The sequence below is a fragment of the Mycetocola sp. Y171 genome, from assembly GCF_056713165.1.
In genome coordinates, this window is record NZ_JBWYGX010000002.1 from 690,484 (window position 1) to 714,885 (window position 24,402).

Annotated in this window: 21 protein-coding genes and 1 tRNA gene; 19 read left to right on the top strand and 3 right to left on the bottom strand. The window is 65.1% G+C overall.

Features of this window, described 5'->3' with window-relative positions; translation table 11 throughout:
• Window positions 1–31: 31 nt before the first annotated feature.
• Genes ileS through ndk form a run of 4 tightly spaced genes read left to right on the top strand, consistent with a single transcriptional unit; the run spans window position 32 to window position 5,568 of the window.
• The gene (ileS, locus tag AC1M2K_RS13030) at window positions 32–3,442 is read left to right on the top strand and encodes an isoleucine--tRNA ligase (protein ID WP_480236710.1); all 3,411 of its coding nucleotides are present in this window, start codon (window positions 32–34) and stop codon (window positions 3,440–3,442) included.
• Complete coding sequence (locus tag AC1M2K_RS13035) at window positions 3,435–4,793, top strand: bifunctional folylpolyglutamate synthase/dihydrofolate synthase (RefSeq protein ID WP_480241307.1); 1,359 nt, start codon at window positions 3,435–3,437, stop codon at window positions 4,791–4,793. The genes ileS and AC1M2K_RS13035 overlap by 8 nt, the downstream gene beginning before the upstream one ends.
• Window positions 4,781–5,149 carry a DUF4233 domain-containing protein gene (locus AC1M2K_RS13040; protein WP_480236708.1) on the top strand — a complete coding sequence of 123 codons (369 nt, stop codon included), beginning with the start codon at window positions 4,781–4,783 and terminating at the stop codon, window positions 5,147–5,149. Before AC1M2K_RS13035 ends, AC1M2K_RS13040 begins: the two co-directional genes overlap by 13 nt.
• A gap of 5 nt (window positions 5,150–5,154) precedes the next feature.
• Window positions 5,155–5,568, top strand: coding sequence for a nucleoside-diphosphate kinase (gene ndk / locus AC1M2K_RS13045; RefSeq protein WP_480236707.1), 414 nt, complete (start codon window positions 5,155–5,157; stop codon window positions 5,566–5,568).
• Between the two features lie 472 nt (window positions 5,569–6,040).
• On the opposite strand, the gene AC1M2K_RS13050 is transcribed toward ndk, so the two are convergent.
• A complete protein-coding gene (locus AC1M2K_RS13050) occupies window positions 6,041–6,640 on the bottom strand; it encodes a vitamin K epoxide reductase family protein (RefSeq protein WP_480241308.1) in 600 nt (199 codons plus the stop codon).
• Between the two features lie 338 nt (window positions 6,641–6,978).
• Here AC1M2K_RS13050 and AC1M2K_RS13055 point away from each other — a divergent pair, with 338 nt between their 5' ends.
• Entirely contained in the window at window positions 6,979–9,441 is a 2,463-nt protein-coding gene (locus AC1M2K_RS13055; RefSeq protein WP_480241309.1) for an Rne/Rng family ribonuclease, read from the top strand.
• Window positions 9,442–9,491: 50 nt separating this feature from the next.
• Here AC1M2K_RS13055 and AC1M2K_RS13060 read toward each other — a convergent pair whose 3' ends face one another.
• On the bottom strand, window positions 9,492–9,764 hold the full coding sequence (locus tag AC1M2K_RS13060) for a DUF4031 domain-containing protein (RefSeq protein ID WP_480236704.1): 273 nt from the start codon (window positions 9,762–9,764) through the stop codon (window positions 9,492–9,494).
• A gap of 220 nt (window positions 9,765–9,984) precedes the next feature.
• On the opposite strand from AC1M2K_RS13060, the gene rplU reads away from it, so the two are divergent.
• The 13 genes from rplU to AC1M2K_RS13125 all read left to right on the top strand — a co-directional run bounded on the left by rplU (window position 9,985) and on the right by AC1M2K_RS13125 (window position 21,450).
• On the top strand, window positions 9,985–10,293 hold the full coding sequence (rplU, locus tag AC1M2K_RS13065) for a 50S ribosomal protein L21 (RefSeq protein ID WP_480236703.1): 309 nt from the start codon (window positions 9,985–9,987) through the stop codon (window positions 10,291–10,293).
• Window positions 10,294–10,312: 19 nt separating this feature from the next.
• Window positions 10,313–10,573: a 50S ribosomal protein L27 gene (gene rpmA / locus AC1M2K_RS13070; protein ID WP_121672712.1), complete on the top strand. Its 261-nt coding sequence runs from the start codon at window positions 10,313–10,315 to the stop codon at window positions 10,571–10,573.
• Window positions 10,574–10,672: 99 nt separating this feature from the next.
• Window positions 10,673–12,226, top strand: coding sequence for a GTPase ObgE (gene obgE, locus AC1M2K_RS13075; protein ID WP_480236702.1), 1,554 nt, complete (start codon window positions 10,673–10,675; stop codon window positions 12,224–12,226).
• A gap of 3 nt (window positions 12,227–12,229) precedes the next feature.
• On the top strand, window positions 12,230–13,018 hold the full coding sequence (gene proB / locus AC1M2K_RS13080) for a glutamate 5-kinase (RefSeq protein WP_480236701.1): 789 nt from the start codon (window positions 12,230–12,232) through the stop codon (window positions 13,016–13,018).
• 41 nt (window positions 13,019–13,059) lie between these two features.
• Window positions 13,060–14,358, top strand: coding sequence for a glutamate-5-semialdehyde dehydrogenase (locus tag AC1M2K_RS13085; RefSeq protein ID WP_480241310.1), 1,299 nt, complete (start codon window positions 13,060–13,062; stop codon window positions 14,356–14,358).
• A 52-nt stretch (window positions 14,359–14,410) separates the two neighbouring features.
• Window positions 14,411–14,614 (top strand): hypothetical protein, encoded by a 204-nt coding sequence (locus AC1M2K_RS13090; protein WP_480236699.1) that lies wholly within the window; start codon window positions 14,411–14,413, stop codon window positions 14,612–14,614.
• A 6-nt stretch (window positions 14,615–14,620) separates the two neighbouring features.
• Entirely contained in the window at window positions 14,621–15,220 is a 600-nt protein-coding gene (gene nadD / locus AC1M2K_RS13095) for a nicotinate-nucleotide adenylyltransferase (protein ID WP_480236698.1), read from the top strand.
• Window positions 15,217–16,374, top strand: coding sequence for a hypothetical protein (locus tag AC1M2K_RS13100; protein ID WP_480241311.1), 1,158 nt, complete (start codon window positions 15,217–15,219; stop codon window positions 16,372–16,374). Before nadD ends, AC1M2K_RS13100 begins: the two co-directional genes overlap by 4 nt.
• A gap of 22 nt (window positions 16,375–16,396) precedes the next feature.
• Complete coding sequence (gene rsfS / locus AC1M2K_RS13105) at window positions 16,397–16,774, top strand: ribosome silencing factor (RefSeq protein WP_480236696.1); 378 nt, start codon at window positions 16,397–16,399, stop codon at window positions 16,772–16,774.
• A gap of 94 nt (window positions 16,775–16,868) precedes the next feature.
• Window positions 16,869–16,944: transfer RNA gene (locus AC1M2K_RS13110), tRNA-Ala, on the top strand.
• Between the two features lie 155 nt (window positions 16,945–17,099).
• On the top strand, window positions 17,100–17,306 hold the full coding sequence (locus tag AC1M2K_RS13115) for a helix-turn-helix transcriptional regulator (protein WP_480241312.1): 207 nt from the start codon (window positions 17,100–17,102) through the stop codon (window positions 17,304–17,306).
• Between the two features lie 315 nt (window positions 17,307–17,621).
• Window positions 17,622–19,475 (top strand): PKD domain-containing protein, encoded by a 1,854-nt coding sequence (locus tag AC1M2K_RS13120; RefSeq protein ID WP_480241313.1) that lies wholly within the window; start codon window positions 17,622–17,624, stop codon window positions 19,473–19,475.
• Between the two features lie 232 nt (window positions 19,476–19,707).
• A complete protein-coding gene (locus AC1M2K_RS13125) occupies window positions 19,708–21,450 on the top strand; it encodes a DUF5605 domain-containing protein (protein ID WP_480241314.1) in 1,743 nt (580 codons plus the stop codon).
• A gap of 49 nt (window positions 21,451–21,499) precedes the next feature.
• Here AC1M2K_RS13125 and AC1M2K_RS13130 read toward each other — a convergent pair whose 3' ends face one another.
• The gene (locus AC1M2K_RS13130; RefSeq protein WP_480241315.1) at window positions 21,500–22,522 is read right to left on the bottom strand and encodes a LacI family DNA-binding transcriptional regulator; all 1,023 of its coding nucleotides are present in this window, start codon (window positions 22,520–22,522) and stop codon (window positions 21,500–21,502) included.
• 341 nt (window positions 22,523–22,863) lie between these two features.
• Here AC1M2K_RS13130 and AC1M2K_RS13135 point away from each other — a divergent pair, with 341 nt between their 5' ends.
• Window positions 22,864–24,387 (top strand): ABC transporter substrate-binding protein, encoded by a 1,524-nt coding sequence (locus tag AC1M2K_RS13135; protein ID WP_480241316.1) that lies wholly within the window; start codon window positions 22,864–22,866, stop codon window positions 24,385–24,387.
• Window positions 24,388–24,402: the final 15 nt, after the last annotated feature.

A 24,402-nucleotide genomic window follows, 5' to 3' on the forward strand; every position in this document is an offset into this window, starting at 1 on the left:
CAGGTGATCACTGAAACCTGCCGGGAGAAATATGCCGTACCCCAAGTCCCATGACGACTCGCTCCAGTCAGGAGCCGCGTTCGGCGTGACGCCGTCGCCGAAGTTCCCGGCGATCGAACAGGACGTCCTGGCGTTCTGGAAGGACGACGCGACCTTCGAGACATCCGTCTCGCAGCGCGAAGGCGCTGACGAGTGGGTGTTCTACGACGGCCCGCCCTTCGCCAACGGCCTTCCGCACTACGGACATCTCCTCACCGGCTATGCCAAGGACGTGTTCCCGCGGTTCCAGACAATGCGCGGCAAGCAGGTGCACCGCCGCTTCGGGTGGGACACCCACGGTCTCCCGGCAGAGCTCGAGGCCGAACGTCAGCTCGGCATCACCGACAAGAGCCAGATCGAAGAGATGGGGATCGCGGCCTTCAACCAGGCAGCGAAGGACTCCGTCCTCAAGTACACCGAGGACTGGGAGCGTTACGTCACGCGCCAGGCCCGCTGGGTCGACTTCGAGAACGACTACAAGACCCTCGACATCACCTTCATGGAGAGCGTCATCTGGGCGTTCAAGCAGCTGCACTCGAAGGGCCTCGCCTACGAGGGCTACCGGGTGCTGCCGTACTGCTGGCGCGACCAGACTCCACTCTCCAACCATGAACTGCGGATGGACGACGACGTCTACAAGATGCGTCAGGACCAGACCGTCACCGTCACCTTCCCGCTCACAGGCGCGAAGGCGGAGTCGCTCGGTCTCACCGCCGTCCGTGCCCTCGCCTGGACGACCACACCGTGGACCCTCCCGACCAACTTTGCCCTGGCTGTCGGCCCCGACATCGAGTACGCCGTCGTCCCCGCCGGACCGAACGGCACTCCGGATGCCACCGTGCTGCGCGAGAAGCACGGCGGCGGTGGAACCACCGAGGTGCTCGGTGGGGAATACCTGCTCGCGACGGCGCTCGTCGGCAACTACGCCAAGGACCTGGGCTACGAGTCCGCGGCCGACGCTCTCGCGGCGGTTTCCCGCACTGTGCTCGGCGCCGAGCTCCAGGACGTCACATACGACCGCCTGTTCGACTACTACTCGGACGTCGACGAGTTCGGTCTGCAGGATGCCTGGCGTGTCCTCGTCGCCGATTACGTCACGCTCGAGGACGGCACGGGGATCGTGCACCAGGCACCCGCGTACGGTGAAGAGGACCAAAAGATCTGTGAGGCGGCCGGCATCCCCGTCGTCATCTCGGTCGACGACGGCGGCAAATTCCTCCCCGAGGTGACCGATGTGGCCGGCCTGCTCTGGTCTGAGGCGAACAAGCCGCTGACCCAGCTGATCCGCGAGGAGGGACGTCTGCTCCGGCAGGCGAGCTACGAGCACTCGTACCCGCACTGCTGGCGCTGCCGCAACCCGCTGATCTACAAGGCCGTCTCCAGCTGGTTCATCCGCGTGCCCGAGTTCCGCGACTCCATGGTCGACCTCAACGAACAGATCAACTGGGTGCCCGAGAACGTCAAGCACGGCCAGTTCGGCAAATGGATCGGCAACGCGCGCGACTGGTCGATCAGCCGCAACCGCTACTGGGGCTCACCGATCCCGGTGTGGAAGAGCGACAACCCCGACTACCCGCGTGTCGACGTCTACGGCTCACTCGACGAGCTCGAACGCGACTTCGGCGTGCGCCCGACCGACCTGCACCGTCCGTTCATCGACGAGCTCACCCGGCCGAACCCTGACGACCCCACAGGAGCGTCGACGATGCGCCGCATCACCGACGTCCTCGACGTGTGGTTCGACTCCGGGTCGATGCCGTTCGCCCAGGTGCACTACCCGTTCGAGAACCGCGAATGGTTCGACTCCCACAACCCGGCCGACTTCATCGTCGAGTACATCGGCCAGACGCGCGGCTGGTTCTACACCCTGCACGTCCTGTCGACGGCGTTGTTCGACCGCCCGGCGTTCAAGAACGTGGTCAGCCATGGCATCGTCCTCGGCAGCGACGGACAGAAGATGTCGAAGTCACTGCGCAACTACCCGGACGTCAACGAGGTCTTCGACCGTGACGGCTCGGATGCCATGCGCTGGTTCCTCATGTCGAGTTCCGTCCTCCGCGGTGGCAACCTCGTCGTCACCGAGGAAGGCATCCGCGAGGGCGTCCGCCAGATGCTGCTGCCACTCTGGAACACCTGGTACTTCTTCAGCCTTTACGCCAACTCGGCGCGCGACGGCGGGTACGACGCGACCCGTCGCACCGACTCCACAGACGTCCTCGACCGCTACATCCTCGCCAAGAGCCGGGTCATGCTCACCGAGGTCACCGCGCACCTCGAGGCGCTCGACTCGACCCTCGCAGCGGCGACGCTGCGTGACTTCGCCGACGTGCTCACCAACTGGTACGTCCGGCGATCCCGCGACCGCTTCTGGGTCGGCGTTGCCGACGACGGAAGCGGCAGCGAAGCGTTCGACACGCTCTACACGGTCCTCGAGACGCTGACCCGCGCCGCTGCGCCACTCCTCCCGCTCGTCTCCGAGCGGATCTGGAAGGACCTCACCGGCGGGCGCAGCATCCACCTCGCCGACTGGCCCGATGCTGCCGAGTTCCCCGAGGACGACGTCCTCGTCACCGCGATGGACTCGATCCGCGTGATCAGTTCCACCGTGTTGTCGCTGCGCAAGCAGGCCGGACGCCGGGTCCGTCTCCCTCTGGCGAGTCTCACCGTCGTGGCGCCGGACCCTGCTGTGCTCGCGCCGTTCGAGGACATCCTCCGCGACGAGCTCAACGTCAAGGAGGTGAGGTTCGTACAGCTGTCGGAGTCGAGCGCAGCCGACTATGGAATCACCTCACGCCTCACCGTCAACGCCCGCGCCGCCGGTCCGCGCCTCGGCAAGAACGTGCAGACCGTCATCAAGGCGGCCCGCGCAGGGGATTGGTCCGAGCAGGGCGGCGTCGTCACCGCAGGCGGGATCCCGCTGGAGGAAGGCGAATACGAGCTCGTGCTCGAAACCGCCGCGGCCGAGGGCGGGTCGGACACGGCCCTGGCGCTCCTCGCCGGGGGTGGATTCGTCCTTCTCGACACGGCGACCACGCCCGCACTCGAAGCCGAAGGGCTCGCACGGGACGTCGTCCGGTCGGTGCAGGACACCCGCAAGGCCGCCGGCTTCGACGTCAGCGACCGGATCGTGCTCGGCCTCGTCTTCTCAGACGCAGGTGACGCGGATGCCGTGTCGTTCGTCACCGACGTCGACATCGCCGCAGAGACCCTCGCGACAAGCTCGTCCATCCACGTGCTCGACGAGGTCAGCGAGGCCACGCGCGCCGGCACGCCGTCCGAGTGGCTGCCGGGCCTGTTCGGCGGACCCGTCGAGTTCTACCAGGAGTTCGCCGCAGGCGCGTTCGCCAACACCGGATCGTTCATCGTGGCCGTGAGCCGCGCAACCAGGAGAATCGATGTCTGAGAACGACGAATTCAGCGAGCAGGGTCGCGCCGTCTATGAGGCGCTGCTGTCCCGCACCGGCGAAGGGGCGCCACAGCCGCGTCTCGAACCGACACGGCGCGCGCTCGACCTGCTCGGCGACCCCCAGAGGGCGTTTCCGATCATCCAGCTCGCCGGGACGAACGGCAAGACGAGCACCAGCCGGATGATCGAGGGCATCCTTCGGTCATACGGCCTGAGGACCGGATTGTTCACGAGCCCGCACCTCGTGCACTTCAACGAGCGGATCGTCGTCGACGGAGAACCGATCTCCAACGAGACCCTCGTGCGCAACTGGGACGACATCCAGCCGTACGTGAACATGGTCGACCTCGAGCTCGAGGACGCGGGCGAGCCGACGCTCACCTTCTTCGAAGTGCTGACAGTCCTCGGGTTCGCCGTCTTCGCCGACGCGCCTGTGGACGTCGCGGTCGTCGAGGTGGGTATGGGCGGCGAGTGGGATTCCACGAACGTCGCCGATGCGCAGATCGCCGTCTTCACGCCGATCGACCTCGACCACACCAACCGCCTCGGCAAGACCATCGCCGAGATCGCGCGGACCAAGGCCGGGATCATCAAGCCGGCGGCCACTGTCGTGACCGCTGCACAGCATCCGGATGCCATGGCGGCTCTCGTTCACGCCGCCGAGCTCTCCGAGGCGCCTGTGATCGCGCAGGGCGTCGACTTCGCGCTCACGAGCGATGTCGTCGCCGTCGGCGGTCAGGTGATCAGCGTGCGGGGACGTGCCGGGGAGTACTCCGACCTCTACCTGCCGTTGTACGGCGACCACCAGGGCCAGAACGCGGCGGTGGCGATCGCTGCCGTCGAGACGTTCCTGGGTAACGGACTGCAGCGCCTGTCGACCGATCCGCTCACCGAGGGGCTGACCGAGGTCGAATCGCCCGGCAGGCTCCAGCTGGTCGGCATCGAGCCGACCGTGCTCGTCGACGCCGCGCACAACCCGCACGGCGCCCGGTCGCTCGCGGCGGCTCTCGGCAAGTACTTCGATTTCCAGGAGATCGTCTTCGTCCTCGGCGTGCTGGGTGACAAGGATGCCGAAGGCATCCTCTCCGTCCTCGCGCCGCTGGCCGCTCGCATCCACCTCACGGCGTCGACGTCGTCACGTTCGGTGCCGGTCGATGAGCTCGCCGACCGTGCGAGAGCGACGGTCGAGCCCGGGCTTGTGCACAGCTACGACAGCCTCGAGGATGCCGTCTTCGAGGCTCGGGAGTGGGCCAACGAGGGCGAGAGCAGGCTCGTCGTCGTCACCGGGTCAGTGGTTCTTGCCGGCGAAGTAGTCGAACTGGCCGAGGAGAGCGGGTGGAAGAAGTGAGGGGCGGCAAACGGAGCGTCCGGCAGTCCCTCGCGTCGATCGTGCTGGCCTTCGAGGTCATCGTCGTGTTCCTCGCCTCCCTCGTCGCGTTCGGACTCAAGGTTCAACCGGGTCCCGTCGCGCTGATCGGTGGGGGAGTGATCTGCCTCGCGCTCCTCGCCACCCTCGCTCTTCTGCGCTACGAGTGGAGCTTCGCGCTCGGCTGGGTGCTGCAAGGCGTTATCGTTGCCACGGGCATCTTCGTCCCGGTGATGTGGGTCATCGGCCTCATCTTCGCCGGCATGTGGGTGTACTGCATGGTCGTCGGGGGCCGGATCGACCGCCAGAAAGCCGCCGCAGAAGAAATGGGAAGTTAGAACACATGGTTGAAGAAACACTCGTCCTGATCAAGCCGGACGGCGTCGCACGCAATCTCACCGGTGAAATCCTCCGGCGCATCGAGGCGAAGGGATACTCGCTCGTCGACATCCGCCTCGTCCAGCCCGATCGCTCGGTTCTCGCCGAGCACTACGCGGAGCACGAGGGCAAGCCGTTCTACGAGCCCCTCGTCGAGTTCATGCTCTCCGGGCCGATCGTCGCGATCCGTGTCGCTGGGAATCGTGTCATCGAGGGCTTCCGTGTGCTCGCAGGCACCACAGACCCGACGCTGGCCGCCCCGGGGACCATCCGCGGAGACTTCGGCAGGGACTGGGGCCTCAAGGTTCAGCAGAACCTCGTGCACGGCTCGGACAGCCCCGAGTCAGCGGCGCGCGAGCTCTCGCTCTGGTTCAAGTAGCGTCCACGCTTTTCCGACGGCGGCATCCGGAGTTTTCCGGGTGCCGCCGTTTGCGTTTATGCTCCGGCTGGCCCCGTTCGTCCGTCGCGTATGTCGGATTCGTTCTCGAAAACCCTGCATACGCGACGGATGAAGCAGTGGGGATGCGGCGTCGCGGCATCCGTTCGTGTGTCACAAACGGACGGCATGCGGTTCGCGTGTCACAAACGGACGGCATGCGGTCGCGAATCCGCACTTTGCGTGCAGCGAACGATCGGCTAGAAGCCACCGAGGGTTCATCCGTCGCGTTTGTCGGTTTCTGGTGCGAAAACCCTGCACATGCGACGGATGAACCGCGCGGCCGGCTGGTTGCATCCGTTTCATCCGTCGCGTTTGTCGGTTTCGTGGGTGGAAAGTCTGCACACGCGACGGATGAATCGTCGCGCCCAACGACCGGATGCCGGCGGCGGCCCACACACGCGGCGAGCCGGCGTCAGAGGGTCGCGAGCACGTCCAGCCGCAGCTGCGCGAGCACGGCGACGACGACGTAGCAGGCGAGCGTGAGGATGACGATCCAGCCGTTGAGGGCGCTGGCGGCCCGCCGAATCCGCCGCGAAGCCGGGATAGTCCCCGCGGCAAGGTTCCGCAGCGTCACCGCCCAGAACACGGGAATCGTCACGGCCCAGGTGACCATGCACCACGGGCACAGCGTCCCGAGCACGAAGATGCTCTGCGAGATCAGCCAGATCACGAACACGAGCGCCGCCGCCACTCCGGCGTTGAACAGGAGCCAGAACCAGCGATCGAAACGGGCGCCGGCGAGGAGCGCCGCCCCCACGACGATGGGCGCCACCCAGCCGGTGAGTCCGAGGATCGGGTTGGGGAACCCGAAGACAGAACCCTGCCAGGAGGCGAGGTTCGCACCACACTGCACCAGCACGCTGAAATCGCACGACAGTGACGCATCCGGGAATTCGAGGAGGTGGAACTTCTCCATGGTGAGCGCGAATGCGGCCATCCAGCCGATGACGCCGGCGACGATGAGGAAGATCCCGAGGCCCACGGGGCGTTGTGCGGTTTCACGGGGGCTCACCCTCGGATTATCGCACGACACCGTTCGTGTCGAGCGCGTGGTCGCGCCCCGACGGCCGGTCCGTGCGATAATGGCAGGACGAGGACAGGGCCGCGCCCTGGGCTCGTACAACAGAAGGCTTATCGGGTCAGTGCTCGTAACGAAACGGCACAGAACCGGTGTTCGATGGAAACAGTGTTTCGTCGATCAGAACGATCGACACAGAAGGTGTGGGGCTAGAGCCAGAGGGCCGGCCGCTCACATACAGGATTTGCGGGAGGCACGCGGAAGCGGCCATCCGCTCGATAATTCCCGGAAGGGCGGCGCGGTCGCCCCGCCGGATGAGGAGTCCACCAGAAATGGTGAATAAAAATTCAGACAGCAACAATGACCAGGTGACAGACGAGACGGAGCCGGTGACCACCGGAACCGGTGCTGACACTCCAGACACGGCTGCAGAAGCCGTCGAGACCACTGAGGCGCCGTCTTCGGATGCGACGCCTGCTGACGACACGGATGCCGCTGAGCAGGCCGCCGAAGAGACCCCGGCCGAACCGGCCCTCCCGGTCTTCACCGGCGCCCCGACCACGGCCCTCTTCTTCCAGGCCCCCGACGTCAAGCCGCTCCCGCCCCGCGCACGGCAGGACGACGAAGACGACGAGGACGAGGACGCCGATGAGCCTTCGACGGTCCGCCGTCGTGCCCGTCGCCGATCCAACGACGACCGCCGCTCGAACCAGAACGACCCGGCCAACACCGTCGTCAAGGTACGCCAGCCGCGCGAGCCGCGCGAAGCGGAACTGATCACAGAACCGCAGCGGATCAAGGGTTCGACTCGGCTCGAGGCCAAAAAGCAGCGCCGCCGTGACGGTCGCGATGCCGGCCGCCGCCGTCCCGTCGTCACCGAGGCCGAGTTCCTCGCCCGACGCGAGTCCGTCGACCGCAAGATGGTCGTCCGTTCCAAGAACGGGCGCATCCAGATCGGCGTCCTCGAAGACGGTGTCCTCGTCGAGCACTACGTCGCCCGCAACCAGGAAGCTTCGCTCATCGGCAACGTGTACCTCGGTCGCGTGCAGAACGTGCTCCCGAGCATGGAAGCCGCGTTCGTCGACATCGGCCGTGGCCGTAACGCCGTGCTGTACTCAGGCGAGGTCGACTGGGATGCCGCCGAGACCGGCAACCAGCCCCGCCGGATCGAACTGGCGCTCAAGCCGGGCGACCGCGTTCTCGTCCAGGTCACCAAGGACCCGATCGGCCACAAGGGTGCACGCCTCACGAGCCAGGTCTCGCTTCCTGGCCGCTACCTGGTCTACGTGCCGAACGGCTCGATGAACGGGATCTCACGCAAGCTTCCCGACACCGAGCGTGCCCGCCTGAAGAAGATCCTCAAGGAAGTCCTCCCGGACAACGTCGGCGTCATCGTGCGTACCGCTGCTGAGGGTGCGACCGAAGAGCAGCTCACGCTCGACGTGAACCGCCTGATCAGCCAGTGGGCCGAGATCAGCAAGCAGATGGAGAGCGTCCAGGCGCCCGCACTGCTGCACAGCGAGCCGGACCTGTTGATCAAGATCGTCCGTGACGTCTTCAACGAAGACTTCCAGAAGATGCTGATCGCAGGCGACGAGGCCCAGGAAGTCATCGAGAGCTACCTCCGCAGTGTCGCCCCCGACCTGCTCGAACGGGTCGAACGGTACGAGGGAACGCGAGACGCGTTCGACGAGTACCGCATCACCGAGCAGATCGAGAAGGCGCTGGACCGCAAGGTCTGGCTGCCGTCCGGTGGTTCCCTCGTCATCGACCGCACAGAGGCCATGACCGTGGTCGACGTCAACACCGGCAAGTTCGTCGGTTCCGGCGGAAACCTCGAAGAGACCGTCACGAAGAACAACCTCGAGTCCGCAGAAGAGATCGTCCGTCAGCTCCGGTTGCGCGACATCGGAGGGATCATCGTCGTCGACTTCATCGACATGGTGCTCGAATCCAACCGCGACCTCGTGCTTCGACGCCTGATCGAGTGCCTCAGCCGCGACAGGACGAAGCACCAGGTGGCAGAGGTCACCTCTCTCGGTCTCGTGCAGATGACCAGGAAGAAGCTCGGCCTCGGCCTGCTCGAATCCTTCAGCGAGCCGTGTGAGGTCTGTGCAGGTCGCGGCGTCGTGATCCACCACGACCCGGTCGTGAAGCACCGCCAGAGCCCGCAGCCGGAGACCAAACGCCGGGGCAAGGCCTCAGGCGGCGGAGACTCCAGGAACTCATCCGGGTCGAACGGAAATGGGTCGAACGGAAACTCGAACGCGCCGAAGGTCCCCACGCACGCCATCACGGATGACGCGAAGAACGCGCTGGCCAAGATCGCTGCGTCGACTATCGCTCACCACGTCGACGACGAGGTGGCCGCAGAGGCACCGGTCGCTCCCGCCGCCGAACGCCGCAATGATTCACGCAACGATTCGCGCAACGACAGGAACGACAGGAACGAGTCGCGCAACGACCGTCGCAACGATCGTCGCCGGTCGCAGAAGTCCCAGCAGGGGCAGCCGGCACAAACGGCCGACCAGCAGACGGAGACTCCTGAGCGCACCGAGTCGACGGATGCCCCGTCGCTCGCGATCCTGGACATCCCGATCGAACCGGCCCGCCAGCCGCAGCAGCGGGTCACCGCCCGCGCAGCCGAGGACCTTCTCGGCTCGGTGCTGGACGCGCTCCCCGAGCCCAAGCAGCCAGGCAAGGGCCGGGCACGTCGCCGTCGTGTGACGACGGCTGCGCTGACCGGAACTCCTGTCGCGTACGACGCGGACGCGAACCGCTCACAGGGCGAGTAGCACTCACACGAACGGCGGCCGCTCCTGGACGGGGCGGCCGTCGTTCTGCATCACAACGACCGTCGCTCCCTGGCCGTGACGCGAAGTCCGCTCCGGATCAGGCGCCGAACGAGTTCATGGCCGTCGACCGGGACAGCCCCCGCGGCGACCAGAGCGTCGTACCGTGAGGCCGGGACGTCATAGTGGTCGAGGTCGAATCCACGTTCGGGGATCGCATTGGCACCGGCGAAATCATGCAGTTCCTCGAGCGACGCGTCGCTGACCAGGTGGCTCCAGAGAGTGTCGTGGGCCGGCCAGCGTGGCGGGTCGATGAGGACTGTCATGGGAGAATTCTAGGAAGGCGCGACACGGCATCCGCTGCATTTGTGGGATTGGGTGGGATGAAGTAAAGTTGCCTGTTGGTGCACGTTGGCTTATCCCGCGTTTTGCCCATGGTTTTCTGTCAGCTTGACCTCCCTTCCCGCTGGGGTCTACCGCACAGTGAATTTTCCTTTGACAGATTGAGCTCGGAGCGAGAGCTCCCCAGAGAAGTGAGTACGTGAAGTGGTTTACGCAGTAGTGCGCGCCGGTGGTCGGCAGGAAAAGGTTGAGGTCGGCACCATTGTGACGATGGACCGGGTCAAGAACATCAAGGACGGCAAGGTCCAGCTGGCTGCCGTCCTGCTCGTCGACGGTGACAACATCACCACCGACGCCGAGAAGCTTGCGAAGGTCAAGGTCACCGCCGAGTTCATCGAGAACCTGCGCGGCCCCAAGATCCACATCCAGAAGTTCAAGAACAAGACCGGTTACAAGAAGCGTCAGGGGCACCGCCAGGAGCTCACCCGCGTCAAGATCACCGGCATCAAGTAGAGCCTGAGGGAGAACAGACATGGCACACAAAAAGGGCGCGAGTTCCACTCGCAACGGTCGCGACTCGAACGCACAGCGCCTCGGCGTGAAGCGCTTCGGTGGTCAGGTTGTCTCTGCGGGCGAGATCATCGTCCGTCAGCGCGGCACGCACTTCCACCCCGGCGTCAACGTCGGACGCGGCGGCGACGACACCCTGTTCGCTCTCTCGGCCGGTTCGGTCGAGTTCGGCGCCAAGGGCGGCCGCAAGGTCATCAACATTGTGACGGCAGCTGCCGAATAGGCATCCGTTGGTTTCATCTCAGGGGCGAGCTTCGGCTCGCCCCTGAGTTTTTTATCAAGCAGCGATTTTCGTGAAGTACAAGGTATTTGGAGGGCTCTCGTGGCCACATTCGTCGATCAGGTGACACTGCACCTGCGTGCTGGAAACGGCGGTAACGGATGTGTGTCTGTTCGTCGAGAGAAGTTCAAGCCGCTGGCCGGTCCTGATGGCGGCAATGGAGGCAACGGTGGCGACATCGTCCTCGTCTCCGACGCTCAGGTCACCACGCTCCTCAACTACCACCGTTCGCCGCACCGCAGCTCGCAGAACGGCGGCCCGGGCATGGGCGACCACCGCAGCGGTACGACCGGTGAAGAGCTCGAACTCCCCGTCCCCGTCGGGACCGTCGTCAAGGATGCCGACGGCAACGAACTCATCGACTTCACCGAACCTGGCGTCAGATACGTCGTCGGCCAGGCCGGGCAGGGCGGACTCGGCAACGCCGCGCTGTCCACCACGAAGCGCAAGGCGCCCGGGTTCGCGCTTCTCGGAACGCTCGGCTGGGAGGGTGATGTCACCCTCGAACTCAAGGTCGTGGCAGACGTCGCTCTCGTGGGCTACCCGTCCGCAGGAAAGTCCAGCCTCATCGCCGCGATGTCCGCCGCGAAGCCGAAGATCGCCGACTACCCGTTCACGACCCTCCACCCGAACCTCGGCGTGGTCCAGGCCGGCGACAACCGGTACACCGTCGCTGACGTTCCCGGCCTGATCGAAGGCGCGAGCGAAGGCAAGGGACTCGGCCTCGAGTTCCTCCGCCACGTCGAGCGCTGCTCCGCCCTCGTCCACGTCCTGGACTGTGCAACCCTCGAGTCCGGTCGCGATCCGCTCACCGACCTCGACATCATCCTCGGCGAGCTCGGCGCTTACCCGGTCCCCGAGGGCCAGTTGCCCCTGCTCGATCGGCCGCAGTTCGTCGCCCTCAACAAGATCGACGTCCCTGAGGGACGTGAGCTCGCTGAGCTCGTGAAACCAGACCTCGAGGCGCGCGGGTACCGCGTCTTCGAGATCTCCACTGTGAGCCACGAAGGCCTCCGCCAGCTCTCCTACGCCCTCGGCGACCTTGTCGCCACCGAGCGTGAGGCGCGCCGCGTCGAAGCCGCCGAGCGTCCGCGCATCGTCATTCGCCCGAAGGCCGTCGACGAGTCGAAGTTCACTGTCCTCGTCGAGGGTGGAAGCTACGGCAACATCTACCGCGTGCTCGGTGCCAAGCCGGAGCGCTGGGTTCAGCAGACCGACTTCACCAACGAAGAAGCCATCGGCTTCCTCGCCGACCGGCTCGCGAAGCTCGGCGTCGAGGACGGCCTGTTCAAGGCGGGCGCCGTCGGCGGTTCGACGGTCATCATCGGCCGGGACAACGGCGTCGTCTTCGACTGGGAGCCGACTCTCACGTCGTCTGCGGAGCTCATCACCACACCGCGTGGTCTGGACGCCAGGCTCGACGCCAACAACCGTCCCACGCGCAACCAGCGCCGCGAGGAGTACTTCGAGCGCATGGATGCGAAGACCGAAGCCAGGGCCGAGCTCGTCCGCGAGCGCGAAGCCGGGCTGTGGCGGGACCAGTACGAGGCAGACGAGCAGGCCGCCGCAGCAGCAGGCGCTGACGAGGAAAAGTAGGACATGGCGCTCACCGGTCGTGACGGCATCCGTTCAGCACGTCGTGTCGTCGTCAAGGTGGGTTCGTCGTCGATCAGCGGGAAGAACGCCGGTCAGATCACCCACCTCGTCGACGCTCTCGCCGAGGCGCATGGGCGTGGCACTGAGATCATCCTCGTGTCATCCGGTGCGATCGCGATCGGGATGCCGTATCTTCAGCTGACCTCACGGCCGGTCGACCTCGCCACGCAGCAGGCCGCTGCGGCGGTGGGGCAGAACGTGCTGATCTACCGCTACCAGGACAGCCTCGACCGGTTCGACATCGTCGCCGGGCAGGTGCTCCTCACGGCCGGTGACCTCGAGATCGACGCGCACAGGAGCAACGCGCAGCGTGCGATGGAACGTCTTCTCGCCCTGCGCATCCTGCCCATCGTCAATGAGAACGACACGGTCGCGACGCATGAGATCCGCTTCGGCGACAACGACAGGCTCGCCGCGCTCGTCTCGGTCCTCGTCGGCGCCGATGCTCTTGTACTGCTGAGCGACGTCGACGCCCTGTACACGAAACCTCCGTCCGAACCCGGGGCCGAACTGATCCCGACGGTCGCCGCCGGTGACGCCCTCAGTCAGGTCACCTTCGGCGACATCGGCGCTGCAGGGGTCGGCACCGGGGGAGCGTCGACCAAGGTGTCTGCTGCGCGGCTCGCCGCCGAAGCGGGAGCCGGTGTGCTGATCACGTCTACAGGCCTGGTCGCCCGCGCCCTCAACGGTGACGACATCGGAACCTGGTTCGAGCCCACCCCTCGAGGCTGACCGGTCACGCTTCGCGCGCGGCGCTGGCTAAAATCGAAGGCATGACCACAACTCTGCCGTCATCGCCCGCCTCGACCACTCCTGGCGACGTCGCCGCCGGCGTCCGGGCGCGACTGGAACGCGCACGGGTTGCGTCCCGAGCCCTTGCGACAGCGAATGGCGACCTCAAGAACGCCGCGCTCGAAGCACTCGCCGTCGGCGTCGTCGCCGCAACAGGGCGTGTTCTCGCCGCGAACGCCGTCGACCTGGAGAACGGCCAGCAGTCAGGACTCGCACCCGGACTGCTCGACCGACTGCGCCTCGACGAAGCCAGAGTGGCGGCGCTGGCCGCCGCTGTGCGGGAGATCTCCGCCCTGACCGACCCGATCGGGCAGACTGTCCGGGGATCGAAGCTCCCCAACGGCGTCAAGATCGACCAGGTACGGGTTCCGTTCGGTGTCGTCGGCGCGATCTACGAAGCCCGGCCGAACGTCACCATCGACATCGCAGCACTCGCGCTGAAGAGCGGCAACTCCGTCGTCCTCCGCGGCGGTACGGCGGCAGAGAACACCAACCGTGAGCTCATCGCGGTCATCCGCGACGCACTCGAGGCCGTCGGGCTGCCTGCCGACGCCGTACAGACCGTGGATGATTTCGGGCGAGAAGGTGCGACACAGCTCATGCAGGCTCGCGGTCTCGTCGACGTACTCGTGCCACGCGGGAGTGCATCCCTCATCCAGGCCGTCGTCACCGAGTCGAAGGTTCCTGTGATCGAGACCGGCGCCGGCGTCGTCCACATCTACCTGGACGAATCCGCCAGACTCGACTGGGCCACCGAAATCGTGCACAACGCGAAGGTGCAACGCCCCAGCGTCTGCAACGCGGTCGAGACCGTGCTTGTGCACCGCGCCGCCGCCGAACGGCTGCTGCCGTCCGTGCTCGGCCGGCTCGCGGCATCCGGTGTCACGATCCACGCCGACGATGCGGCAGCCGGTCTCGTCGCAGGGACCGTCCCCGCGACAGACGACGACTGGTCGACCGAGCACATGAGCCTCGACATCTCGGTACGCGTCGTCGACGGACTCGACGACGCCCTCAACCACATCCGCCGGTACTCGACCGGGCACACCGAGTCGATCATCACCGAGGACGTCGCAACAGCCGAGCGGTTCCTGGCCGAGGTCGATTCAGCCGTCGTGATGGTGAACGCGTCCACGCGGTTCACTGACGGGGGTGAGTTCGGGTTTGGCGCTGAGGTCGGGATCTCGACGCAGAAACTGCATGCGCGGGGTCCGATGGGTGTTTCCGAGCTGACAAGTACGAAGTGGACCGTTCGGGGTACAGGCCAGGTACGTGCATAGTCGGTAGACTTGTCATGGCGCCGACGAGCGCAGAGAACCGAATGGAGTACACATGTCGTTTGCGACAATCCTGATCGCCGAAGCGACGCAGCACGCGGAACTGCCGATGCCGGCCTGGATGTTCGGTGTGATCGCGCTCATCGTCTTCCTGTTCCTGGGCGTGGCGACCTTCAGCTACCGTGATGTCGCGAACCGCCACGGCGGCCGTGTTGCCGCGCGCGAGCGTACCGGCTCCACCCGAGGAACCGGCCACTAGCCCCCAATGGCAGATCTGCCGCGCCCACCTCGGGTGGGAGTGATGGGCGGTACCTTCGATCCCATCCACCACGGCCACCTCGTGGCAGCCAGCGAAGTGGCGCAGTCGTTCGACCTCGACGAGGTCCTCTTCGTGCCCACCGGCCAGCCCTGGCACAAGAACGTCGTGACCTCGGCAGAACACCGTTACCTGATGACCGTCATCGCCACGGCATCGAACCCCAGGTTCACCGTCAGCAGGGTCGACGTCGACCGGCAGGGAACGACATACACGATCGACACGCTGCGCGACCTGCACCAGGCGAGGCCGGACGCCGAGCTCTTCTTCATCACCGGTGCGGACGCCATCGAACAGATCCTCAGCTGGAAAGACGTCGAGGAGCTCTGGTCCCTCGCCCATTTCGTGGCTGTGAGTCGTCCGGGACACGCCTTGAGCGTTTCAGGATTGCCGAAGCAGGACGTAAGCTTGTTGGAAGTTCCGGCCCTGGCGATTTCGTCCACAGACTGTCGGAGCCGGGTGAGCCGGGGATTCCCGGTCTGGTATTTGGTTCCCGACGGTGTCGTTCAGTACATCACCAAACACCACCTATATCGGAGTAATGCATGACCCCGCTGCCCGACGAGCAACCGCTCTCTCGTCGCCAGCTGCGTGAGCAGCAGCGAACGACCGAGCCCAGTGCACCCACCGAGACGCGCTCCAGGCGTGTGTCGACGACGTCCCCGGTCGCCGGGGGAGACATTCCCGAGGTCAACCCGGCACCGCCGGAACCGGGCTTGTCGACCCGCGAGGTCGCCGCGCTCGAAGAAGCCGAGGCGGAGGGCAGGCCGCTCACGCGCCGCCAGGCGCGAGACCTCGAGCGCGTGCGAACGGCATCCGTCGGCGTCATCACCCCGGAAAGCCCTGAGTCGGATGCCGCGGCGGAACCGGCCGTGAACGAGACCGTCGAGCAGGATCCTGAGGCCGACGCAGGAATCACCGAGGCGACCCAGCCTGCGACCCCACGACAGGGTAGAAAGAACGGCGGCCAGACGCCGTCGGTCAGCCGAATGCCTTCATTCGTACCGTCGTCGGCGCAGAAAGCCGTCGCGGAACCTGAAATCGTCGACGCGGAGGTCGTTCCGGGCGATGACCACGGCCCGGCGCAGGAACCGATCGACCTCATTCTCGCCCCTCACCCCGAATCCGCCTTCGGCCCCGCGGTGACAGCGCAGGCGTCGAAGAAGGACGACGACGCGCCGCAGCTGGCCAGCAACTTCGGACAGGGCGTTCTCGACGGTGTCGCTCCGGCCGAGACGGCAGCGCCGCGCACGGACGAACCGTTCGACCAGATCATCGCACGCGGGCTCGAGGAGGCCGGAAGCGGCGTCAGCACGAGCTCGATCATCCTCCCGATCATGCCCAACTCGCACCCGTTGACCGGCCCGCTCTCGGCGAACGGGAACGTCGTCGTGACCGGTTCCATCGATCTGCCGTCGGGGATGGGATCCAACGGCGGTCATCCCGACCACTTCGACAAGAGCGACATCGATGCGATGTTCGACGCCGAAGACGAGGCTCGTCCTGCCACCGCCGGAACCCCGGTTTCGGCCAGCAAGGCGGTCAGCACCCACACCGCGACGCGTGACGTCATCACGCCTCCGGCTCCAGCGCGCAGCAACAGGCTGCTCCTCATCCTGGCCATCACCGCCGGCGTCCTCGCCGTCGCAGTGCTGGCTGTCATCATCGTCGGTATCGCGGCCGGCGCATTCCAGTCGCGATAATCAACGGAAAGGTATCCATCACGTGACAGCACGCGAATCAACCATCGAGCAGCTCAACATCGCTGCATCAGCAGCCCTGGACAAGAGCGCAGAAGATCTCGTCGCCCTCGATGTGTCAGGGCCACTGCCCTTCGTCGACATCTTCCTCATCGCCACAGGCCGGAGCGAGCGCAACGTCGTCGCCGTCGCCGGTGAGATCGAAGACAAGCTCAACGAGGCCGGGCACAAGACTCTCCGCCGTGAAGGACGTTCCGAAGGCCGCTGGATCCTCCTCGATTTTGGCGACCTCGTCGTGCATGTCTTCCACGAGGAAGAGCGCCTGTACTACTCGCTCGAACGCCTCTGGAAGGACTGCCCCGTCGTTCCGATCGCGGTCGCAGCGCCCGCCGTAGCGGAATAGCGACACGGCTCGCCGATCGGCAGTGCCGATTCGTGACCGGGCGGATTTTGTAGTAATCTAATCAGGTTGCTCCGAGAGATCAGAGCAACCGAATGGGTCTGTGGCGCAGCTGGTAGCGCACCTGCATGGCATGCAGGGGGTCAGGGGTTCGAATCCCCTCAGATCCACCAAAACCCCTGATGAACCTAAAGTTCTCAGGGGTTTTTTCTTCAATTTTGGGGCCTTTTTGGGGCCTTTTTTGAAATCCCCCCGCGATCCACAGCGATCCACACGCGATCATGTCGGACAGCGGCGAACCAGGGTTCGTGCCGCACTCATAAAGAATATGAGCACCTCATCAGTTCCGACCACGTATCCGCCCGCTCGGTTCATCGAGAGGCTCGGGGACTATCTCACCGTCGACGAGCTCGCAGAGTATCTGCAGCTGTCCACGGAGACGATCTATCACTGGCGTCTCGAGGGCACCGGCCCGAAGGCGACCAGCTTGGCAAGCACTTGCGCTACAGCCGAGCGAACGTCGAAGCCTGGTTGAAGTCGCGAACAGACCGACGGTGACCCGGTCGGCTGTGCCCTGTTCCTCGGACTGAGGACGATCCCCTGGTACGAAGCAAGATAGAGCTGGGCTCACACGGCAAGATCACCTTTCGAACACGGCAACCGTTCGCGCTGCCTGCCGTCTGTGCCAGCGCCTCGGTGTTGCGCAAAAGGCCGCCTTTTCATTGCTTCGCCATCGCGCCGCCCATAGTGTCGGTCGCTGTTCGGCATCTCTTCGAAGCAGTCGGGATGCCGGGACCTGCCGCCAACGAATGCGTGGCGGCCAACCATCAAAGATGCTGGAGGAGCCCCCGTGCCCAAAACCCACCTCATGCGCCGCGCGCCGATCGCGTTCGGCGCCGCCCTTGCGCTTTCGGCCGCGCTGCTGCCCGCCGTCCCTGCCATGGCTCAGCCGGCAACGTGCACCGACCCCGGCTTCGGCAAACCGATGCAGGTGACCGCTGATTGCGTCGACCCCACCTACGCGCACCCGGTCATCGACGCTGAGACTGACCAGACCTCGCCGGTGCCCCACCGCAGGGTGTCCGGCCACTTCGAGGGAACCAACATCCAATTTACGATTTACCTCCACGCCGAGGCGGATAAGGCCGAGTGGGACGGAAGGTTCTTCCAATACACCTACCCGGCCGTCTTTACACCGGGCGTGAACCTGGCCGAGGCGACCGACCGGGCGATCGGTTTCGCGCTCGGCAGCGGTGGCTACGCCGTGCAGGCCGGCAACACCTCGCTTTCGCTTGGCTATCGTCATGCGGCAGCGGCGGCGAAATTCGCCGAGACCGTCGCGGCGGAGTACTACGGCAGCGATGGCGAGATCTTCGGCTACCTCTACGGCCCGAGTGGCGGGTCCTTCCAGACAGTCGGCGCGGCTGAGAACACCGACGGTGTGTGGCAGGGCTTCGTGCCGATGGTGCAGGCCGTGCCCACGCCGAACAGCTACAACTTCAACGGACGGGCCGTCGCGGAGCTCATTCTCGCCGACAAGGCTGACGCCATCCGCGACGCGCTGATGCCCGGCGGGACCGGAAACCCCTACGCGGTTCTCGATGAGGCCGAGAGCGCAGCCTTCACCGAAGTATCGAAACTCGGCGTCCCCGTCAAAGCCTGGGAGAACCCGGACTACCTGCTCGGCTATGACAAGCAGTTCTACGGCACCGCCGGGCTCAACAACGATCAACCGCTGTCCTACGACCCGACCTACGTCGACGACTTCTGGAACACTCCCGGCTACCTCGGCACCGAGGACACTCCGCTCGGCGAGCGCGTGCGCGCTGAGCTCGCCGAAATGGGCGACACCGTCGGACATCGCTGGAACATCGCCAAGCGCTTCGCTTACCGGTACCAACTGCCGGCGGACGGCACGGGATGGATCGCGCTCGACCAGTTCCGCAACGCCGACGGAACCCCGATCTACCCGCAGCGCCCAGTCAGCGAGCCCGGCTTCTCTGGCTTCGTCTCGGGTTTCGCAGCCTTCGACGGATCGGTCAACGGCAAGGTAATCGCCGTTTCGAACCTCTACGACACGGACGCGTTGCCAATCCACACCGACTGGTACCGCAAGCAGGTCGAGGCCAGTCTGGGCTCGGCGGCGTCCGACGCATACCGCGTCTACTTCACCGACCATGCCGACCATCAGGACGCTATACCCGCCGGTGAACGAGCGACGTACCTGGTCGACTGGTACGGCATGGTCGAGCAGGCGCTGCGTGATGTCGCGGCGTGGGTCGAGGAGGGCGTGCCGGCACCGGCGTCCACCGCATATACGATCAAGGACTCCCAGATCGTCATCACCGACAAGGCGCAGAAGCGTGACGGCCTCCAGCCGTCGGTCGACATCACCTCGGGCGGGGGCGAGGTGATCTCGGCGAAGGTCGGTCGGGCGGTACCGCTCGTCGCGGCCGCGCGCACCCCGGAGGGTGGCGGCCAGATCACCGCGGCGGAGTGGGACTTCGAGAGTGACGGCTCGTACGTCACGGGTGCGGCCGTGAAGCCGAAGAAGAACGCGACCGTGTCGACGAAACACACCTTCACCGAGCCTGGCACCTACTTCGTGGGCGTCAGGGTGACGGCGGAGCGCAACGGCGACGTAGACGCGGACTACGCGCTGCTGCAGAACATCGACCGTGTGCGGGTCGTTGTAACTCAGTAGTCGCTGACGACGGATGGACGGATGTCTCACCGCGAGGCGTTTGTCCATCCGCGGTTCGCGGGCGTCGAGCTCCCACGGGAGTCCGCAGAAGAGCGGATCGTGGGCGATCGGCGGCCGATGACGCTTTTTGCGCAAGCAGTGGCGACCAGCCCGCGCGTTTGACAGCCTTGGACAGAACGATGACGTCCGGCCCGGGCGGCGAAGAAATGACCCACACCCGAGGAGTATCCCCTTGCGCACGATCGAGCGATCCACACCCATCTCTGCCGTGCTCGCACACGGCGATGCTGTTGCCGTTTTGCGCTCCATCGCGCCGGAGGTGCTTGACTCGCCGATGGTGGTCAATCTCGCAGACTTCCCGTCCGCGCCGATTCTTTCGCTCATCCTCGGTGACGATGACCCGCGCGTGCAGCAGATTATGGACGCGGTCGTCGGATACGAGGATCTCAGTCCTCGACCCGTGGTGGAGCCGGTCATCGTGCCGGCCGACGACTACGAGCCCGAAACGATCGCCCGTGGCAGTGCCGTCGTCACGCCGGTAGCCGAGACGCCGCTGCACCGTCGCGCCGAAGTCGTTTTGCACGGCCCGTCGCACGGCAACCCGTTCGTCGACGTGGACCTGAGCGCCACCTTCCGCCTTGGCGACGACGCGATGACCGTGGGCGGCTTCTACGACGGCGACGGCAGATACCGCCTGCGCTTCCTCCCACCCGTACCGGGACACTGGGAGTTCACGACGGCATCCAATGCGCGTTCGCTCGATGGGGTAACGGGCGGGGTCGACATTGGGCCATCGTCGACGCGGGGTCCTGTCCGTGTCGTTGAGAGTGGCCACTTCGCCTACGCGGACGGCACGCCACACATCCCGGTCGGGACCACCGCGTACGCCTGGACACACCAGGAGGACACACTCCAGGATCAGACCCTCAAGTCACTCGCCGACGCACCGTTCAATAAGATCCGCATGGGTCTGTTCCCCAAATCGTTCATGTTCAACGCGAACGAACCCGACCGTTTTGTCTTTCCCAGGGACGAGTCGGGGACATGGGATACGACGCGGTTCGACCTGGACTACTTCGCCAACTTGGAACGGCGCATCGATCAACTCGACGAGCTCGGCATCGAAGCGGACCTGATCCTGTTCCACCCCTACGACCGGTGGGGCTTCGCCACCCTGGGCGCCACCGCGGATGACCGCTACGTCACCTACGTCACGCGGCGCCTCTCGGCGTTCCCGAACGTCTGGTGGTCGATGGCCAACGAGTACGACTTGATCACCACTAAGAACCGGGACGACTGGGACCGCCTCGCGCGGCTGGTCCGCGCGAACGATCCGAGCGGCCACCCCCTGTCGATCCACAACTGGGTGGACCTCTTCGACTACTCCGCCGACTGGGCGACACATTGCAGCATCCAGCGCGGCGATTACACGATCGGCAAGTCCGTCGCACGCTGGAAGCGCCAGTGGGGGAAGCCCGTTGTCATCGACGAATCCGGCTACGAAGGCGACATCGACCAGGGCTGGGGGAACCTCCCGGCTGAGGAGATGGTCCGACGATTCTGGGACGCGACCATGTACGGGGGATACCTCACCCACGGCGAAACCTACTACTCCGAGGACGACATCTTGTGGTGGTCCAAAGGAGGAACGCTGCAGGGCGACAGCCTCCCGCGGCTGGCGTTCCTCCGCGAGATCGTCGACGCGTCACCGACGGGACGGATTGACCCGCTCCCGAGCGACTGGGACTTCCCGTCGGGCGGCGCCGACGGCTATGTCGTGACCTACTACGGAGGCCATCGCCCGCGATACCGGGACATACGTGTCACGGCCGGGCAGACGGCGGTTATCGACGTGATCGACACCTGGGCAATGACGATCGACCGGGTGCCCGGAACACACTCTGGCGTTGTCCGGGTGGACTTGCCCGCGCGCGCCTACACGGCAATCCGCGTCGTCACATCGTCGGAGGCTTGATCGCCAGCCCGCTGAAATCGGACGTCCATAGGTTCAGCCCCACGGCTCCCTACCGCTTGGAAGCCGGCAACGTGGAGCCGCGCACGATGAGTTCGCTCGGAAGCTCGACGCGCTCATGGCGGTTGTCGTCGTGCAGGCGGAGCTCATGGACCAGTTCCACCGCCCGGGCGGCCATCGCCCGTAGCGGTTGACGCACCGATGTCAACGGCGGGTTTGCGGCCGCCGCCCGGGGTTCATCGTTGAAGCCGATCACACTGACGTCATCAGGGATGCGTCGACCCAGCCGGGCCGCCGCGCGGTACACCGCCAGGGCCATCTCGTCATTGCATGCGAAAATCCCGACCGGCGTCGGGTCGATCGTGAGTGAACGCATAAGTTGCTCCGTCAGTGGTGCGTGTGTCCACTCTGAGTCGACGCGTATCACGTCCGCGCCGGGCCGGTGCTCCTTGATCGCTTGACGGAACCCCTGTTCGCGTGCGCGCCCAAAGCGATAATGGGGGACCCCAGTCACCACAACGAATCGCGAGACATCGGAGGCCGCGAGATGGCGACCGGCGTCGTAACCTCCCTGCCAGTCCGTCGTCCCCACGCTGACCAGCGCCCCTTCCGGGTCGGAGCGGGGCTCGAGGAGGACAATGGGAATCTGAAGGCCCCGAATTTCGTCCAGCTGCCGAGTTGTCGGACGGATGATGCCGATCACGACGCCGGAGGGCCGGCGAGTTGCAACGCGCGTCGGCCAATCGTCGCTCGGGTCGGAGCGCTCGAGCGTCAGAACCAGGTCGAAACCCAGCCGGAAGGCCGCCTCCCGTGCGCCGGTCGTCATCGCATCCGTCCACGCGTCATCGAAGCTTCCCAAAACGAACTCGATCAGCCGCGGATCCAGGGTTGTGGGGCGCCCACGCGAAACGGAGCCGCGGTCGTACTTCAACGACTCGGCGGCCGAGACGACACGCTCTCGAGTCGACCGCGACAGATCACCTCGACCCGAGAGCGCCCGCGAGGCCGTCGCCACGGAAACTCCGGCCGCCTCGGCGACCTCGCGGAGGGTGACGTTTACATCTCGAGTGCTCATCGCTTCGACCGCCTTTGAATCTTTTGCGCAAATCCGACAGCCCCAAGCTAACCCATCCATCGTCCCGCCGACACTCGCCCGAGGAAGAGGGATTAGCGGCGCAGAGGGCGAAATTTGGGGACCGCGAACGCGATTCCCTACTCAGGGACAGACGGGAACCGACTCAACTGCGAGACTTCTGGAGCGAGCACTGCTGGGCGCAGTTGCGCAAAAATTGGCGTCGCCGTTGGTTATCGGATTGACCGTGCCTAATCTCAAGCCAGAACGTTCCACACTCGAATCCGGATTGTTCGTCCGGGCACAGCACGCCCGACCAAGAGAGTCACAACAAAGGAGTTGAAATGAGTTTCACCAGACGGCACGCGCTCGCCGCAATGGCGATCCCACTTGCTGCAGTCACGGTCCTCAGCGCCTGCGCGCCTGCAGGCCGTTCCGGTTCCGACGGAAACGCGGAAAAGAGCAATCTCGTTCTCGGCATGACAGCTGACCTGCAGGGACTGAGCGTCACCATCCAGCCGAGCTACCAGGGATGGTTCGCCGATGCGGTGTGGGACACACTGCTGATCTGCGATGAGTTCGGCAAACCTTCGCCTCAGCTCGCCGAGGAATGGGAGTACAGCGATGACTACACGTCCGCGACGCTGAAGCTTCGCGAGGGAGTGAAGTTCTCTGATGGCAGCGAATTCGACGCAGCCGACGTAGAGGCCGCACTCACTGCTGCTGCTGAAGTGAACGCGCGATTCGAGGGCCTGACATTCGAGTCATCGGATGCGAACAACATCACGATCACGTTCCCTGCACCCGTCCCGACAATGGATCTCCAACTGTGCGAGGCCAACATCTCGTCGTCCGAGGCGTACGAGGGAGGCAAGCTCGACACAGAGGTCGTCGGATCGGGACCGTACATCTACGACGCCAAGGCGAGCACCCAGGGCTCGACGTACAAGCTGACGAAGAACCCCGACTACTGGGACGCGGACACGTACCCGTACGACACGCTCGAGCTCAAGGTGTTCAAGGACTCGACTGCTGGCCTCAATGCGCTGAAGACGGGTCAGATCGATGGGACCCTCGCGGACGCCTCGAATGTCGAGGAAGCTCAGAAGTCAGGGCAGGACGTCGTGACGCTTCGCGGGGTCACGACTCGTCTCCTCATCACCGACCACAACGGTGAGAAGATCCCTGCGCTCGGCGACGTCCGGGTGCGACAGGCGATGAACATGGTCTTCGACCGAGATTCGATCGCCAAGGAGCTGTATCGTGGATTCGCTGACCCGGCCTACCAGATCTTCCGAGTGGGCAGCGACGCTTACCTCGAAGACATCACGGAGGACCCCTACGCGTACGACGTCGAGGGCGCGAAAGCATTGATGGAAGAGGCCGGCTTTGCAGATGGTTTCACCCTGCAAATCCCGTTCATGGAAGGCCAGAACCACGACCTCCTCTTCCCATACATCACAGAGCAGCTCGCTCAGCTCAACATCCAAGTTGAGCAGGTGAACCTGACCGGACCCGACGCCATCACCAACCTGCTCAGCGGCAAATACCCCGTACCGCTCTGGCAGCTGGGCAACTACGGCGAGTCGCTGCAGGACATCAAGGACTACATCCTCACCGACGGTATCTGGAATGTCTCACACCAGCCGGACCCGACCATCGATGCCCTCTGGCAGACGGTCCTCACCACCAGCGGTGATGAGCGAATCGCAGCTGAGCGTGAGATCAACCAGTACGTGATCGACCAGGCCTGGTTTGTCCCGATGGCATACCCGGACGGCTTCTACGCACACAACCCGGATGTCAAGGTCCCCACCATGTCTGACTTCGCGGCTCTCCACCCGCTTCTGCGGGACTTCCAGAAATAACCACTGACGGGCCCC